This is a genomic window from Chryseobacterium sp. Mn2064 (assembly GCF_049319685.1).
Lineage (GTDB): Bacteria > Bacteroidota > Bacteroidia > Flavobacteriales > Weeksellaceae > Chryseobacterium.
Genome location: NZ_JBMOUE010000003.1, coordinates 345,560 through 360,946 on the forward strand (window position 1 = coordinate 345,560; position 15,387 = coordinate 360,946).

At 35.1% G+C, this 15,387-nt stretch carries 13 protein-coding genes; 3 read left to right on the forward strand and 10 right to left on the reverse strand.

From position 1 onward, the window contains the following. Positions 1 to 63: 63 nt before the first annotated feature. The 3 genes from ACL9RH_RS14090 to ACL9RH_RS14100 all read right to left on the reverse strand — a co-directional run bounded on the left by ACL9RH_RS14090 (position 64) and on the right by ACL9RH_RS14100 (position 2,678). On the reverse strand, positions 64 to 867 hold the full coding sequence (locus ACL9RH_RS14090; protein ID WP_422694005.1) for a T9SS type A sorting domain-containing protein: 804 nt from the start codon (positions 865 to 867) through the stop codon (positions 64 to 66). Between the two features lie 123 nt (positions 868 to 990). Then, positions 991 to 1,782 (reverse strand): T9SS type A sorting domain-containing protein, encoded by a 792-nt coding sequence (locus ACL9RH_RS14095; protein ID WP_422694006.1) that lies wholly within the window; start codon positions 1,780 to 1,782, stop codon positions 991 to 993. A gap of 92 nt (positions 1,783 to 1,874) precedes the next feature. Further along, positions 1,875 to 2,678, reverse strand: coding sequence for a T9SS type A sorting domain-containing protein (locus ACL9RH_RS14100; RefSeq protein WP_422694007.1), 804 nt, complete (start codon positions 2,676 to 2,678; stop codon positions 1,875 to 1,877). A gap of 191 nt (positions 2,679 to 2,869) precedes the next feature. Between ACL9RH_RS14100 and ACL9RH_RS14105 the strand changes: the two genes are divergently transcribed. Continuing rightward, a complete protein-coding gene (locus ACL9RH_RS14105; protein ID WP_422694200.1) occupies positions 2,870 to 6,058 on the forward strand; it encodes a hypothetical protein in 3,189 nt (1,062 codons plus the stop codon). Positions 6,059 to 6,244: 186 nt separating this feature from the next. Beyond that, complete coding sequence (gene dusB / locus ACL9RH_RS14110) at positions 6,245 to 7,240, forward strand: tRNA dihydrouridine synthase DusB (RefSeq protein ID WP_422694008.1); 996 nt, start codon at positions 6,245 to 6,247, stop codon at positions 7,238 to 7,240. Between the two features lie 62 nt (positions 7,241 to 7,302). Here dusB and deoC read toward each other — a convergent pair whose 3' ends face one another. The 5 genes from deoC to ACL9RH_RS14135 form a co-directional block, all read right to left on the reverse strand. After that, positions 7,303 to 8,046: a deoxyribose-phosphate aldolase gene (gene deoC / locus ACL9RH_RS14115; protein ID WP_422694009.1), complete on the reverse strand. Its 744-nt coding sequence runs from the start codon at positions 8,044 to 8,046 to the stop codon at positions 7,303 to 7,305. Positions 8,047 to 8,050: 4 nt separating this feature from the next. Further along, positions 8,051 to 8,521, reverse strand: coding sequence for an Lrp/AsnC ligand binding domain-containing protein (locus ACL9RH_RS14120; protein WP_047096673.1), 471 nt, complete (start codon positions 8,519 to 8,521; stop codon positions 8,051 to 8,053). A gap of 28 nt (positions 8,522 to 8,549) precedes the next feature. Beyond that, the gene (locus tag ACL9RH_RS14125; RefSeq protein WP_422694010.1) at positions 8,550 to 9,491 is read right to left on the reverse strand and encodes an endonuclease; all 942 of its coding nucleotides are present in this window, start codon (positions 9,489 to 9,491) and stop codon (positions 8,550 to 8,552) included. A 360-nt stretch (positions 9,492 to 9,851) separates the two neighbouring features. Continuing rightward, complete coding sequence (gene trmD / locus ACL9RH_RS14130) at positions 9,852 to 10,523, reverse strand: tRNA (guanosine(37)-N1)-methyltransferase TrmD (RefSeq protein ID WP_422694011.1); 672 nt, start codon at positions 10,521 to 10,523, stop codon at positions 9,852 to 9,854. Continuing rightward, positions 10,520 to 11,782: an NAD(P)/FAD-dependent oxidoreductase gene (locus ACL9RH_RS14135; protein WP_422694012.1), complete on the reverse strand. Its 1,263-nt coding sequence runs from the start codon at positions 11,780 to 11,782 to the stop codon at positions 10,520 to 10,522. The genes trmD and ACL9RH_RS14135 overlap by 4 nt, the downstream gene beginning before the upstream one ends. Before the next feature lie 66 nt (positions 11,783 to 11,848). On the opposite strand from ACL9RH_RS14135, the gene ACL9RH_RS14140 reads away from it, so the two are divergent. Then, a complete protein-coding gene (locus ACL9RH_RS14140; protein WP_422694013.1) occupies positions 11,849 to 12,712 on the forward strand; it encodes a glycoside hydrolase family 25 protein in 864 nt (287 codons plus the stop codon). 97 nt (positions 12,713 to 12,809) lie between these two features. On the opposite strand, the gene ACL9RH_RS14145 is transcribed toward ACL9RH_RS14140, so the two are convergent. Continuing rightward, positions 12,810 to 14,462: an alpha/beta fold hydrolase gene (locus ACL9RH_RS14145; protein WP_422694014.1), complete on the reverse strand. Its 1,653-nt coding sequence runs from the start codon at positions 14,460 to 14,462 to the stop codon at positions 12,810 to 12,812. A 144-nt stretch (positions 14,463 to 14,606) separates the two neighbouring features. Continuing rightward, a complete protein-coding gene (locus ACL9RH_RS14150; protein WP_422694015.1) occupies positions 14,607 to 15,119 on the reverse strand; it encodes a 5' nucleotidase, NT5C type in 513 nt (170 codons plus the stop codon). Positions 15,120 to 15,387: the final 268 nt, after the last annotated feature.

Below are 15,387 nucleotides of genomic sequence, written 5' to 3' on the forward strand. Positions count from 1 at the left end.
CAGTTTCTCATCTATTGCTAAAATAAAAGAGCGACTCACAAAATGAGCCGCTCTTTCCAAAAACTAATCTTTTATAATTTTCTGTGAAATAGGAACATTATTAATAGTCCCTGTCACAATATAAGTTCCTCTTGGAAGTTCTACAATATCAAGACTTGAGGCCAACTTTGTAGGTGACTTCTTTACGATTTGCCTGTATGAATTATAGACTTTTACATCTCTGACTTCAGTACCAAATAGAACAGTACCATCTTTAATAAAAGGATTCTGTACAAACCCAGACTTCACCGTTCCTTCAAAAAGAAGGTCTGTGATATTATCTGTTTTATCATCTTTTCGTATAATAGTGGTAATGGTAGGAGACGGTGCCGGTTCATCGCCTTTATATTGATCTGCATTTACGCCGTACCCTACAAAATCAATTACATTGGGGGCTTGGGGCCCAGTCACCTGAACTATATTTCCTGCTAAAGCCACTTTACCGGATACCCCTGAAATTTTTATTCCTGAGGACGTATTGATACTTCCATCAAAATTAGTAACCAGAGTAGCTACAAAATCGGGTGTTGGTAGATCTTCCGTACCATCTTCTATTGCAGCTTCTTGGATTAGATACGTCTGCTCTGGTCCTAAAGTAAGATCCGGGAGTGTATGATACTGTGCAAAAACTCCAACTGCCGGGGCATACTGTATACTGGCACCGGTTAAAGAAACCAGATTGGTTCCAATATTTTTGAGAACAATATAATTATACTTCGGTTTAGCTCCTAAATTTTCATTGCTTCCATACATCTCACTGATGACAACCTGAGCATTTGAAAACACACTAAAAAGGACTAAGCCAACAATAGTAAATATTTTTTTCATCGTTATTATTTTAGAAATGAATCTGCTATAAAAATAACAAAAACAATACCAGTACACTAAGAAATAATTCACAAAAAAACCGCTATCCTATTGGAATAGCGGTTTCATCTATAATATAAGTAATTATTGTTTCAAAATTTTCTTAACAATTACGTTACCTCCTTGATAAATTTGCACAAAATTTACTCCAACAGGAAGTTGCGACGCATCAAAAGTGGCAAAATCTCTTATTTTTTTAGATTCAAATATTTGTCCAGTAGCAGAAACGATCTTAACTTCTGCATTACCTGTTAAATATAAATCAAAAGAATTCTTCACAAGCGTGTTGGAAAGTTTAACGCTATTTTTAAGGATTTCCGCATTTTTAGTACTTAATGTACCTGCCTGAGCAAGAACAATATCATCAAAATAAATAGCTCCGGTAGTAACATTATTCTGAGCATATACTCTTAAACTAAGTCTTAAAAAAGCGGTTGTCGGAAGAGTTGTTGTTGTAGCTGTAACATTTACCCAACCTGCATTATCTGTAGTATATGTAGCGGGTTGAAAAGGATTTCCTGAACCAGGAGAAATATTCGCCGTGGCAGTTCTAAACTGAATCCAATGTCTAGCTCTCGCATTGGCATCATTATCCAGAACCCAATATGAAACAGTATAATCTGTATTTTCAGATACTGCAACATCTACAAAATCCAAATTACCATTTGTAGTTGCAGAAACCGGAGATAGTTTAATCGAATTACTTCCGCTATGTACTATTGAGGTTTCTTTAGTTCCTCCCGCCATACTAAACCAACCGTCTGGTTTCACAGATGCATCTGTCCAGGTTTCAAGCCCACCATTGGTAATCAGGTTTTGGGCACTAAAAAATGTAAATGCAGCGGTAGCTGTTAAAATAGTAAAAATCTTTTTCATAAATAATTTTTTTTAATACTTCATAAAACTACAAAAAAAACGTCATTCAAATCGAATGACGTTATATATTTAACTATTAGTTAATCAACTGTTTATTTTTTGATAACTTTCTCTGAAATCAATGTACCATTTACAGTTCCGGTTACAATATAAGTTCCTTCTTTAAGATCAGAAACGTTTAAAGACTGATTTTCAGAAACTGATGCAGATTTTACAACCTGGCCTGCAATATTGAAAATTTTAACATCAGACTTAGCTCCGAAAACAATATCATTGTTTACGATTGTATTTTTAACAAAAACACTTTTAGCTTTATTTACATTAGCAGTTCCTAATGTTGCAGCAGTTCCTGTTACTTTAATATCATCAATTCTCATTTGAGGAGGGTTAGTCCCTGGGAAAGCAGAAGTATCAAATTTTATATATAGGTTAGATGTAGCAGGGATAGTTCCAGTAGGGTTAATCAAAACCCATGAGTTAGCTGTACCAGTTCCTGAAGCTCTCGTATAAGTAAGAGGTGTCCAGTTTGATCCATCAGTACTTACAGCAACTACAAGTTCAGTGCTAGTAGCGTTAGAGTTTTTAAAATGTCCAAATGATAACTGAATATCTGAATAGGCAGAAGTATCAATTCCGTTAATGATAAATGTATCAGAAGAAGCATTAAATAAAATGTTACCTGATCCTGAAGCACCAGCATATCCTGAAGAAGCATTGGTATTTCTAACATCACTTGTTCCTGAATAAACGATTGGTGCATTATTCTGCCATCCTGTATAAGCAGTTATTGCAACACCATTACCACCTGCACCTAGGTTTTCAGAAAAGATGGTAGTTTGAGCAAAAGTTGAAACCGCCAATAAAGCCGTCGCCATAAACGAATAAAGTTTTTTCATGATTATAAATTTAAATTATTAATAATTTCGGGGCTAAATTACATTTAATTTTCTCCACATCACAATATTTAGGTTAATTTTCTGTTAATAATAGTTAATCTATTGCTGTTAGTATTTTTTAAGTATTTTTACCAATTATTTTTCAGGAATTGAGGAAGTTTATTATCCTATTCGTTTTGTTTTTTTTAGGCATGTTTTCGGGAAATGCTCAGGTATTTTCGTGGAAAAATCCCAATATTCCACAAGATAGCGTTAAAAGGGATAGTATTCTAGCAGCAAGACTTGAGCAGGATCTTTTTGTAAAAGACACTCTGGATTTCATCCGAACCAACAATAAAGTGATCATTGATGAAGCGGTACTCGCAAAAAATGACAAAAAAAGATTTCTGGGCGAACTCAACTCAAAAGGTTCCATTATTCGTGGAATTACCTTTGGTAACAATCAAGGGCAGTCTGTACAGAGTTCCATGGATCTTCAAATTTCCGGACGTCTTTCTAAGGATGTTACCATTTTAGCCAGTATTTCAGATCATAACTTACCTATTCAGGCAGATGGCTATACACAAACTTTAGAAGAGTTTGACAAGATCTACATGCAGCTGAACATCAAAGAGAAATCTATTCTTAGAGCAGGACATTTGGATCTCGTGGAATCCAAGAATTATTTTGCCAAATATCAGAGAAGGAGTATGGGACTTCAATTCCAGACAGAGTTTGGGAAAGAAAACAAAACATTCATTGATATTTCTGCTGGTGTTGCACGAAGCGAATTCCATAGAATCCGTTTTCAAGGGGTTGAAGGAAACCAGGGACCTTACCGTCTGACAGGTAAAAACGGAGAACAGTTTATCACGCTGATTTCCGGATCAGAACAGGTTTTTATTGACGGGATCTTGATGAAACGAGGAGAAAACCAGGATTATATCATCAATTATAATACTGGAGAAGTAACTTTTACCAGTTTCCGTCCTATCTTTCAACAGAATTTCATCACCATTTCCTATAACTATGCCAACAGAAATTATTCAAGGTATTTATTTACAGGAAAATTGGAACACCAGAGAGAAAAACTTAAAGTAGGATTCAATTGGTTCATGGAAAATGATAACAAGAACGCTCCACTTTCTTTAAGTCTTTCCAAAGAGGATGAAAAAATTCTGTCTGAAGCTGGAAATGATCCCAACCTTATGTACGCTCCATCTGGAGTGGTAACAGAGTATGATGTTAACAAGATTTTATACCGTCTCAATCCTGCCGGGAATTTCTATGAATTTTCTACCGATTCGAGTTTAACGCTTTACCAGGTTTCTTTCACCTATTTCGGAGCTAATCTTGGAGATTATAAAATAGCACAAACCACCAATAACGGTCGTGTTTTTGAGTATGTAGGGCCAAACGCCGGAGATTACAGAGCTGTAAGAAAACTTCCTTCTCCTCAAAAATCACAGGTATTCTCTGTAAACTCAGAATATTTACTGAATGAAGGAAAAATAGGAGCCGATATTTCTCTTAGTAACTATGATGTCAATTTATTCTCTTCAAAAGATTCTGACCAAAATATGGGCTACGCATGGAGAATTTTCGGGAATAAAAGTTTTAGTAAAAACAACTGGAAAGGAACTCCTAGTTTTGAATATCAATATATCGACAAGCAGTTCCATATCCTGGACCGAATCAATGATGTGGAATTCTCCAGAGATTTCAACTTAGCACAAGAATTCAGTCAAAAAACACAAAACAGATTTATTTTCAGCTTTTTGAATAAATGGAATAATAAATCTACTTTGAATTACCGTGTGAATTACCTCAATGAACAGAACTCTTACAAAGGTCTTAAGAATGACCTAGACTTCGGCTGGATAAGCGGAAAGTTCTTTACGAAAGGTAATTTATCTTTCCTTACAACTAATGCACTTCTCCAGGATACCAAATTCATACGAGGTGGAGCTTCAACAGAATTTACTGGTAAAAAAGGAAGCTGGGCCATTGGAGGAAGTATGGAACATAATGAGAAAAAGTACAACGATACTCAACTTATGGATGTCACCAGTTTCAGCTGGAAAGAACTTTTTGTACAAAAGAAAATCGGTGACAGTACCCGTACAAAGTTGTTGGCCAAAATCTATATGAGAGATAATGACTCTGTTCGTAATAATAAGCTTCAGAATATGAACAATATTCTTGGTTTTATGGCAGAAAGTCAGATTATAAAAACTGAAAAAACAACCTTAAACGCGCTTATCCATTATAGAAAATTCTTCTATCAAAATACAGATCTCAATACAACATCAAGAAACAATGACTTTGTTGTAGGAAATATTCTTTACAATCAACAGTTATTCAGAAACGGGATGCGTCTTCAGGCTTTCTACGAACTTGGAAACGGACAGGAAGCACAAAGAGAATTTCAATATCTGAAAGTAACGGATGGACAGGGTGTGTATAAATGGACAGATTACAACGGAGATGGGATTCAGCAGCTTGACGAATTCGAAATTGCAGAATATTCGGATCTTGCGCAGTATATCAGGGTTTATACCAATTCTGTGAGATATATTCCTTCCAATAAAAATAAGCTGCAATTGGCTTTATTTGTGAATCCAGCCATTATTTTCAATTCGGAAAATGCATTTTTAAAGCGTTGGAATTTCAATATTTCATTGAATTCCCAAAATTCATTCTACAAAAAAGATAAAGTTTTAGTTCTGAATCCTTTTGAAAAAAACAGTGATCAGATCCTCAAAAATCAAAATATATTAGCCTCGGTACAGTTCAATCCTACCGACAAATCGGGATGGAACGGAAACTACCGTCTCATCACCAATGATAACCTCATTAATGCCAATTACAGTAATGAGGAAAGGCAACAGACCTCTCACTTCCTGAATGTTGGATATTGGTTCAATAAAGAGTTCAGGGTAGACTGGGAAAATTCTGTTCATGATATCAAAAACTCATCACAACTTTTTGCAACAAGAGATTATCGTTTAAATAATTTTGAAACTAAGCCTAAGGCCACTTATAAGTTTACAGATGCTATTCAGGCCGAGCTTTCTTCTGCCTTCCGTCAAAAACAGAGAGTTGATGGTGAGGAATCTTTGAAAGCTTTTGATGTTACAGGAACTATTCAATGGGAACGCAGAAAAACCTCTATCCGAGGGAATTTCTCTTTCATCAGCAATAGCTTCACAGGGAATAATTTCAGTATCGTAGGAAACCAGATGCTTGATGGTCTTAAACCTGGAAAAAACCAGGTTTGGAGCGTGTTTATCCAACAGGCTGTTAACTCCTTCATTCAATTAAATTTAAATTACGAAGGAAGAAATTCGGGAGACAGAACGATTCATATTGGAAGTATGCAGGTAAAAGCAAGCTTCTAATTGTTGAGGATCCCCAATAAAATCTTGTATCAAAATAAAGATAACTTACACCAACCGCATTACTAATCACTCACTATCAGTATATTATGTTTTATTTCGAACTATTAAATGATATACGCTAATCATCATTTACACTAATAGATAATATCATATTTTCTTATGTTGAGAATTTTGTAAATTTGCACCATGATAAAAATAGGCAACATAGAACTGCCGGAATTTCCACTTTTGCTGGCTCCGATGGAAGATGTGAGTGATCCTCCGTTCAGACGTTTATGTAAAATGCACGGTGCAGACTTGATGTATTCGGAATTTATTTCTTCCGAAGGGTTAATTCGTGACGCAATCAAAAGTCGTAAAAAACTGGATATTTTCGATTATGAAAGACCGGTAGGAATACAGATTTTTGGTGGTGACGAAGAAGCTATGGCCATGTCTGCAAGAATTGTAGAGACGGTAAATCCGGATCTGGTAGATATCAATTTTGGATGTCCTGTAAAAAAAGTTGTCTGTAAGGGAGCTGGAGCGGGAGTTTTGAAAGATATTGACCTGATGGTTCGTCTTACAAAGGCTGTTGTAAGTTCTACTCATCTTCCTGTAACCGTAAAAACCCGTTTGGGATGGGACAGCACCAGTATTAATATTGATGAAGTAGCAGAGCGCCTACAGGAAACAGGAATCAAAGCACTGACAATCCACGCAAGAACCCGTGCGCAAATGTACAAAGGGGAAGCAGATTGGGAACATATTTCAAGAATTAAACAAAATCCTAATATTGAGATTCCAATCTTTGGAAACGGTGATATCGACTCTCCTGAAAAGGCTTTAGCTTATAAAGAGAAATATGCATGTGACGGGATCATGATTGGTCGTGCAGCCATTGGATATCCTTGGATTTTTAATGAAATAAAACATTTCTTTAAAACCGGTGAGCACTTACCTGCTCCTACTATTGCAGACCGATTGCTTGCAGTACGCCAGCACGCTGAATGGAGTACAGAATGGAAAGGGGAAAGATTGGGATTAGTAGAAATGAGACAGCACTACAGCAATTATTTCAGAGGAATTCCTCACTTTAAAGAATTCAGAAAGAAATTCCTTGAAGTCTTTACCATGGAAGAAATGGATAGCTTAATTAAAGAAACCCAACAATTCTACGAAGAATATCAGGAACAGATATAAAAAAACAAAAACCCATCAATTCAGTGAACTGATGGGTTTTTTATGGTTGAAGATTGAATTGTTTAATATCCTTCCGATGAAGATTCATCTTTAATAAGTGCTAATGCTGAAGAAGTTCCTATTCTTTTCACTCCCATGCTGATCATTTTTTCAGCATCCGCAGGGGTTCTTACTCCTCCAGCTGCTTTTACAGGAAGTTTCCCTGCATTGTCCAGCATAATTTTTATTCCTTCAAATGTAGCGCCATTAGGCTTACCATCTGTAGTTGCAAAGAATCCTGTAGAAGACTTTACAAAAATTTTAGAGAAATCATTTTCGGAAAAGTTCTCTTCTGCCCAGCTAGAAATACTTTTGGTAAGATCTGCAATCTGATCATCTGTTAAAGCGGCAATTTCAATAATCCACTTTGCAATCTTATGATGATCTAAAGCCAATTTTGTACACTGTACAAATTCATCTTTTACCAGTGTTGTATTTCCTTGAAGATAGGCTGTATAGTTTATAACAAAATCCAATTCATCGGCTCCGTCTTCAATAGCTTTAGAGGCTTCTGCAAACTTCTCTTCTACTGAATACGTTCCTTCGTGAAAGCCTATCACAGTTCCTACTGCAACATTTGAATTTCTTTCCTGAATATATTTCTTTATTTCTACTACATAATCAGGCCTGATCATTACAGCAAAAATGCCGTTATCAATCGCTTCCTGAGCTAATTCTTTGTCTTTTTGAAGTGTTTCTTCGTGGGAAATACCTGATTGTTCTGGTGTTTTCAGGTAGGTTGAATCCAAATATTGGGCTATTTTCATATCGTTATACTTTCAATTGTCTGTAAATACCTTGTTCCAAAGATATAAAAGTTTCTGTTCTTGTTACTCCTTTAAGCTTCTGAAGTTTGTTAAGGATTTGCATCAAATGATCGTTATCTTTACAAAGAACTTTCAGAAATATGGTATAATTTCCGGTTGTATAGTGGGCTTCCACTACTTCGTTGATATCATGTAAAGATTTTACCACATCAGGATAATGACTTGGCTGATCCAAAAACACACCAATATAAGAAATTACCTTATACCCAATTTTTTTAGGATTAAGGAATGAAATAGAGTTTTCAATAACTCCTGCGTGTTCTAATTTTTTAATTCTTTGATGTACTGCAGTAGTGGAAATTCCGACATTCTTAGAGATGTGAGCTAAAGAAGTTTTAGCATTGTCCATCAGCATATAAATAATTTCCTTGTCAATCGAATCTAAATGATAGCTTGTGTTGCTCGAATTTTTCATTTTCTACTTTTTTATTATTTATGTTTTTTTAATGTATACTTTTAAATGTAACAAAAACCGGGAAGTGATCGCTATAGCCTCCCAAATACCGGGTACCGGCATAAGTTCGGAAAGGTCTTCCTTCAAAATTTCTGGTTCTGCTCATTATTTTTTCAGAATTGAATATATGAGCATCCTGAAAGGTCAGTGTTTTATTATCAAGCAAAGATCTTGACATAATAATCTGATCGTACAGCAGGCCAGACTTATAATGAAAAGTAGAATAATTTCTTGTAGAAAACAACTTCTGAAAAGGGTTTATGAGAACCTTCTCACGATCGTTGTCATAGAGAATTTGTACTAAATTTTCATCATCCGGGTTTTCGTTAAAATCACCACACAATATGACGTGTTCTTTATCAACATCTACAATTTTCATAATCCTTTGGCGGATCTCATTCAGGATAAAGGCTCTTTTAGGTTTGTTGATATCTTTCTCGCGCTTAGAGGGAAGGTGGGCGACAAAAATATTAATAATTTCCCCTTTATATTTTATTTTTGAAAAAAGTACGTCTCTGGTTGTATCGTAACTTCCTGTTTTTTTATTTATTATTTCAAAAAAGAAAGTAATGGTTTCGGAATCTATCACCTCTACTTTAGTTTTATCATATAACATGGCCACATCTACTTTTCTTTCATCCATGGAGTTGTAATGTACAATTCCATATTCTGAATTAAAAGGTTCCATTTCCACGAGATCTTCCAGAACTTTCCTTCCGGAAACTTCAGATAAACCAATCATAAACGGCAATGTACCATTTTCTTCCTTCATCAGTTGAAAAACATGAGAAATCTTAAAAAGTTTATTTCTATATCTCTTTTCATCCCAATTTCTTAAACCTGAACGGGTAGGATCTAATTTGTGTACAGGTTTAGGATCTGGTAAAAATAAATTTTCAACATTATAAAAAGAGAATAGTTCCTTCGACATTAATTACTATACTTTTAATTTATTCAATTCTTTGTTTTTCGAATGTAAATGTATTATTATTTTCTAATTTCACTGAATATTCGCATTATTAAAAAATGAATATACAACAATGAATAGATCAAAAGTAATAAAAAAATACCAACAAAATCACTTATTGTAAATTAATTTTTCAATTTTTACTACATTTTAATAAATAATTCAAAATAGAAAAATCTTAAAATTCAGAGAAATCACTAATAAAATTTTCACCCTAAACTAAGAAAGTTAATTTTTTACTTTTTATTTCGATATAATGCAAAAATTATTCCGTTTTCAATTAAATTAACTGAAAATAATGCACAAATAGGCATTGGAACCTTATTAAAGTAAATCCGGTCGTTTTTCTTTGGTAATTCTAACGGCTTCATCATGGCGCCACTCTTCAATTTTACCAAAATTGCCACTCAAAAGGATTTTTGGCACCTCTAAACCTTTATAACTTTCGGGTCTTGTATAAATAGGTGGAGAGAGAAGATCATCCTGGAAACTGTCTGTTAAGGCGCTTTGCTCATCATTCAAAACTCCGGGAAGAAGTCTGATAATAGAATCTGCAAGAACACAGGCAGCCAGTTCTCCTCCTGTAAGAACATAGTCTCCTATTGAAATTTCTTTTGTAATGTGAAGATCGCGCACACGCTGGTCTATTCCTTTGTAATGGCCACAAAGAAAGATCAGGTTCTCTTTTATGGAAAGAGAGTTGGCAATTTTTTGATTCAGAGTAACTCCATCGGGTGTCAGATAGATCACTTCATCATAGTTTCTTTGAGATTTAAGCTCGGAAATACAATTGTCCAGAGGTTCAACCATCATCACCATTCCGGCACCTCCTCCATAAGGTTCATCGTCTATCTGCCTGTGTTTATTGATTGCCCAATCTCTCAGATGATGAAAATGTACTTCTGCCAGTCCTTTATCCATCGCTCTTTTCAAAATAGAAGTTTTAAACGGACTTTCCATCAGTTCAGGAAGTACGCTTATTATGTCAATTCTCATTGTAATGTTCCGTTTTTCTTAGTAGGTATAATAATTAATCTTAAAGAAGAATCTTTGTTGATATAGCTCCACATCCAGTTGAAGAATATAGCCAGCTTATTTCGAACGCTCAAAATTAGCATTAAATGGAGAAACATCCAGAAATACCAAGCAAGAAATCCTTGAAATTTTATAAATGGCAGATCTACAACGGCTCTGTGCTTTCCTATAGTAGCCAGTGAGCCTTTGTCGTCATACTCATATTCTTTCCATTCACTCTGATTTTTCTTTAAAAGGTTTTTACCTAAATTTTTAGCCTGATTAATGGCTACGTTTGCTACCTGTGGATGGCCTTGTGGATATTTTGGAGTTTCCATATAGGCGATATCTCCGATGGCATAAATATTATCGTATCCTTGTACTTTATTGTATCGGTCTACGATGTATCTGTTTCTTATTAATTTTTCTTCAGGGAAACCTGCAACCACATTTCCGGTGACTCCGGCTGCCCAGATCACGTTGTTGGAAGAAATTTCTTTTCCGCTTTTCAAATGAACCTTATCGCCATCATATTCTGTTACCACTTCACCACTCATAAAAGTGACTCCAAGGTCTTTGAGGTACTTTTCTGATTTTTCCTGAGCTTCCGGACTCATTACAGCCAATGGTTTTTCTGTGGAGCTTACCAGAATGATTTTCAGGTGGTCGAAGTTCATATAGGGATAATCTCTTGGGAGAATATCTTTTTTCATTTCTGCAAAAGCCCCAGCCAGTTCTACTCCGGTTGGACCGCTTCCTACAATGACGATATTCCAGTTTCCGTCATCACTGCGGCTTTTTTCAATGATCAGTTTTTCAAAGGTCATCAGTACATGATTTCTGATACTGATGGCTTCCTGAGTATTTTTCATTCCGAAGGCTTTTCCTTCTAATTCTTTGTTTCCGAAAAAATTAGTTTTACAGCCTGTTGCGATGATGAGTTTATCGTAGGTAAATTCTGCTTCATCAGTAATCACCTTATTGTGTACAGGATCTATTTCTTTCACGTCCGTCATCCTGAACTGCGTGTTTCTGGATTGCTGAAAAATCTTTCTGAAAGGGAAAGAAATATTGGATGGTTCTATCCTTCCCGAGGCTACCTGATAAAAAAGCGGCTGAAACATATGGTGGTTCATCCGATCCAGAACAATTACCTTTTTGTTCTTGTTATTCAACGTTTTTGCAAGTTGCAGCCCCGCAAATCCTCCTCCTATAATGATGATTTTTTCGCGTGTTTCCATAATACACAAATTTACTGATTTTATTTTAGCATTTAGCAGTGAAAAAAGTTAGTTTTGCAAAACTTTATGACACCAAAAAAGTACACCAAAAAAACTGCCAAACAGGTCCACAAGAACAGACGGAAGAAGTATTTTTTCCGAAGATGGGTGATATTGGCAATACTGGCAGTCGCTTTAGTGGGAACCGGTTTTTATCTGAAACAGTCTGTAAGCTATTATTATGCATTATACTTTAATAAATTCAAGCATAAAAAGCTTCATAACAGTGAAAAGGAAACCTTACGGATCCAAAGAATTCTCAGCAGCAATCTTGATAAAACCTATGGTTTTGATGTTTCTCATTATCAGAATAAAGAAGATATAAAATGGGACAGTCTGAGTATCGGAAATAAAACAATCCCGTTAGAATTTGTGGTGATGCGTGCTACCATGGGAAACCGAAGTGCAGATAAACATTTTGATGAATTCTGGGAAAGTGCTAAAAAGCATGATCTGATCCGTGGAGCTTATCACTTTTACAGAGCTGATGAAGATCCTGTGATTCAGGCTAATAATTTTCTGGCTAATGTAAAACTGGAAAGTGGTGATCTCCCGCCTATTTTGGATATTGAAAAAATTCCTAAACGGAAAACCAATAAAAAACTGGTGGAAGATCTGAAAATATGGTGCAAAATTGTGGAAGATACTTATGGGGCAAAACCCATCATTTACACCTACTATCATTATTATAAGGATTTTCTGAAAGGTGAGTTTGATGGCTATCCTTTATGGTTGGCCAATTACAACGACGTACCTTCTCCTACTCCAGATGATCAGTGGGATTTCTGGCAGTTTACGGAAAATGGAATCGTCCATGGAATTAATGCCAAAGTTGATCTGGATATCTATAATGGAAACTCGTGGTCTTTGAAAAGATTAACTCTTGATTAATTACTAAAAATTAAACAGAAACCGAAAGTTTTAAAAGATATATTGCTATTTTAATACGTTCAATTACTTACAGTTTCTGTCTTACTCTTTATTGTTTTTAATTATTTTTGTTGAGGAACTGTATGATATCTGCATTCAATTCGTCTGCTTTTTCAAAAGGAATCATATGAGTAGCATCTTTATAAATCTTAAGTTCCGCATGAGGAATTTCCTTTGCAATAAACTCAGTATGCTCTTGTTTAATGACATCTTTATCTCCTGCAATGACCAAAACAGGACTGGTGATTTTATTTAAATCTTTTGTACTAATACTTGGTTCTGTAACCATGAGATTCAAAAGTCTACGTTCATTGAACCTCGAAGGTTCGTTTAATAATTTCATCACCTGAATCTGTTGTTGAAAATGACTAAAAAGCCTATCATCTACTCCACCTGGAAAAGTATTGGCTCCAATGGCAATCAGTTTATTTAGGTTTCCGGGATATTTCAGAGCGAATTCAAGTCCAGTGATTCCTCCGTCGCTCCATCCTGCAATATTAATTTTATTCAAATTCAGTTGATCAGTAAGAGCTTTTAAATCATCTGCAAACTGCTTATAGGTGAAATTCTTTCTAGAGGTATCGATGCTTTTCCCTTGTCCTCTGGTATCTACTACAATGACTTTATATTGTTTGGAAAGAACGGGAATCTGCTGGTAATAATCTTTGATACTTCCCGAATTACCATGAAGTAGCACCAAAGGTTCACCTTCACCATACACTTCGTAGTAAAGGTTTGTATCTTTCAGTTTCAGATAATTTCCAGCCGATGTATTTTTCCCATATTCTGTCAATTCTGACTCTTCACTATATTTGGACACATCAGGTATGAGCCCCCCTGCACTATCATATGAAAATGCATTTTCTTCCTCTATATTTCCTGCGTTCTTATCCACTTTTACATCAATATTAATGGCTGGAGCGGCAATACTCATTTTCTGCCAGTCTCCATAAAATTCTCTTATGAAACCTGTCCTGAATAATGCGGCACTTATTCTTATCGTTCCTTCAAAATCTTTCAAGAATTGAATTCCTACAAAAAATTTTCCCTGAACCCAGATATTACGGTCATTCACATCCAAAGTATAAGTTCCGTCTTTAATCATATCTTCAGTAAGCTGCACGGTAATTTCTTCATCCAGAATATTCTTGTCTGGAAAACCGTTTTTTTCACTGTAAATACTATAACGCATCAGAACAGGCTGATTGGAGGTATAAGCAGCAATATTCAGGTTGATATTTTTAATTTTCGAGCGTTTCTTAGCCTTAAACTCTAAAGCTGTTTCCCCCAGAAAATTTGTTTTGTTCATTAAAGGATTGACAGAATAAATAACGTGTTTCGTTTTTGTATTCACGCCCCAGTTTTTGTCTACAAGTTTCTTAGGCTTAATAGAAATTTCCTGAATATTCTTCGTCTTCTCTTTTAAAAATATTTTGTCTTGATCGCGTTTTTTAAAGTTCTGTACCGTTTCCTGATACACTTCATATCCCGGAACTTCAATTTTTATTTTCTGCTGTGGTTCCAGACTGGAAATATCCAGAGAAAATTTCCCTTTTTCGTCGGAGATTGTCCCTAAGGCTTTCTTTTCAACTCCTACTTTCACGTAAGAAATGGGTTGATTTTCATTTTTAGAAAGAATAGTACCGGAAATAACCTGTGCATTAAAAGTAACAGTACCCAAAATAAGAAACAGGGCATTTAATTTTTTCATGTTAAAAGTTTGATGCAAACTTATTTATTTAGCCCCATCCATACTCATAAAGCAGTATTAAAATTGTTCTCTTTTTAGTTAAAGTTCTTTTAAAACTTTTTCTTATTTCTATAATCGTTCTAAAAAATTAAAAAAATTCAGTTCTCAAAGAATATTCATCACTTCTTCCCATGAATGTACCCTGTGGTAGGTATCATTTTCTATCAGTTCATTATGAGGTTGGGTGAAGATCAGTCTTTTTCCGTCAAAATGATCCAAATTTTTGGGATAATCATCAATCATAACATCTCCGGCTACTACTCTTTTGCTTCCACAAAGAACAATTTGCTCCCAACTGATGAATGGAAAATGCTCTTCCAGCCAATCGTATTTTTCTCTTAAACTGTTGGGAAACTCCATTCCTGCAGAAACAATATACAGCTCATATTTATTGTTCAGATATTCCATTGCTTCACGACTTCCTTCTATAAGAGGTAAAGTCCTGAAAAATCCAGGTTCATTCACATGTTTTTTTCCGTTGGGAAAAGATTCTATTTCTGGTTTCCCTTTCAAATTACTGATCTCGATCTCTCTTCCGGTATCTCTTTTTTCAAATTCTATCAGCTGATGATAAACATCTGCCATTACCCCGTCCATATCGACAATTACTTTTTTCATTACTTCAAATCAGGTTTTTGTATTATTTATTTACGTACTCATTATATTGAGTCCTATCAAATTTACAGAATTGTTTTCTCAGAGAATGGACACAGTCTATTAAAAAATCATAAATAAAAATGGGCGAAGTGATTTTACCAAGGCATTTGAAATTTTGCATAGAGTTTTACTTTTCCAACCCTCAACAACTTATTCTCCAAATTTCTGTATTCTTCATTGAATGAAAATAAAAAGACAGACTTCCAACTCAGATTAAATAATAATTATA

What these genes read in the sequence shown, in the direction of transcription:
- ACL9RH_RS14090 (WP_422694005.1), bottom strand. Translation starts at nt 867, where the DNA reads ATGAAAAAAATATTTACTATTGTTGGCTTAGTCCTTTTTAGTGTGTTT.
- ACL9RH_RS14095 (WP_422694006.1), bottom strand. Translation starts at nt 1,782, where the DNA reads ATGAAAAAGATTTTTACTATTTTAACAGCTACCGCTGCATTTACATTT.
- ACL9RH_RS14100 (WP_422694007.1), bottom strand. Translation starts at nt 2,678, where the DNA reads ATGAAAAAACTTTATTCGTTTATGGCGACGGCTTTATTGGCGGTTTCA.
- ACL9RH_RS14105 (WP_422694200.1), top strand. Translation starts at nt 2,870, where the DNA reads ATGTTTTCGGGAAATGCTCAGGTATTTTCGTGGAAAAATCCCAATATT.
- dusB (WP_422694008.1), top strand. Translation starts at nt 6,245, where the DNA reads ATGATAAAAATAGGCAACATAGAACTGCCGGAATTTCCACTTTTGCTG.
- deoC (WP_422694009.1), bottom strand. Translation starts at nt 8,046, where the DNA reads ATGAAAATAGCCCAATATTTGGATTCAACCTACCTGAAAACACCAGAA.
- ACL9RH_RS14120 (WP_047096673.1), bottom strand. Translation starts at nt 8,521, where the DNA reads ATGAAAAATTCGAGCAACACAAGCTATCATTTAGATTCGATTGACAAG.
- ACL9RH_RS14125 (WP_422694010.1), bottom strand. Translation starts at nt 9,491, where the DNA reads ATGTCGAAGGAACTATTCTCTTTTTATAATGTTGAAAATTTATTTTTA.
- trmD (WP_422694011.1), bottom strand. Translation starts at nt 10,523, where the DNA reads ATGAGAATTGACATAATAAGCGTACTTCCTGAACTGATGGAAAGTCCG.
- ACL9RH_RS14135 (WP_422694012.1), bottom strand. Translation starts at nt 11,782, where the DNA reads ATGGAAACACGCGAAAAAATCATCATTATAGGAGGAGGATTTGCGGGG.
- ACL9RH_RS14140 (WP_422694013.1), top strand. Translation starts at nt 11,849, where the DNA reads ATGACACCAAAAAAGTACACCAAAAAAACTGCCAAACAGGTCCACAAG.
- ACL9RH_RS14145 (WP_422694014.1), bottom strand. Translation starts at nt 14,462, where the DNA reads ATGAAAAAATTAAATGCCCTGTTTCTTATTTTGGGTACTGTTACTTTT.
- ACL9RH_RS14150 (WP_422694015.1), bottom strand. Translation starts at nt 15,119, where the DNA reads ATGAAAAAAGTAATTGTCGATATGGACGGGGTAATGGCAGATGTTTAT.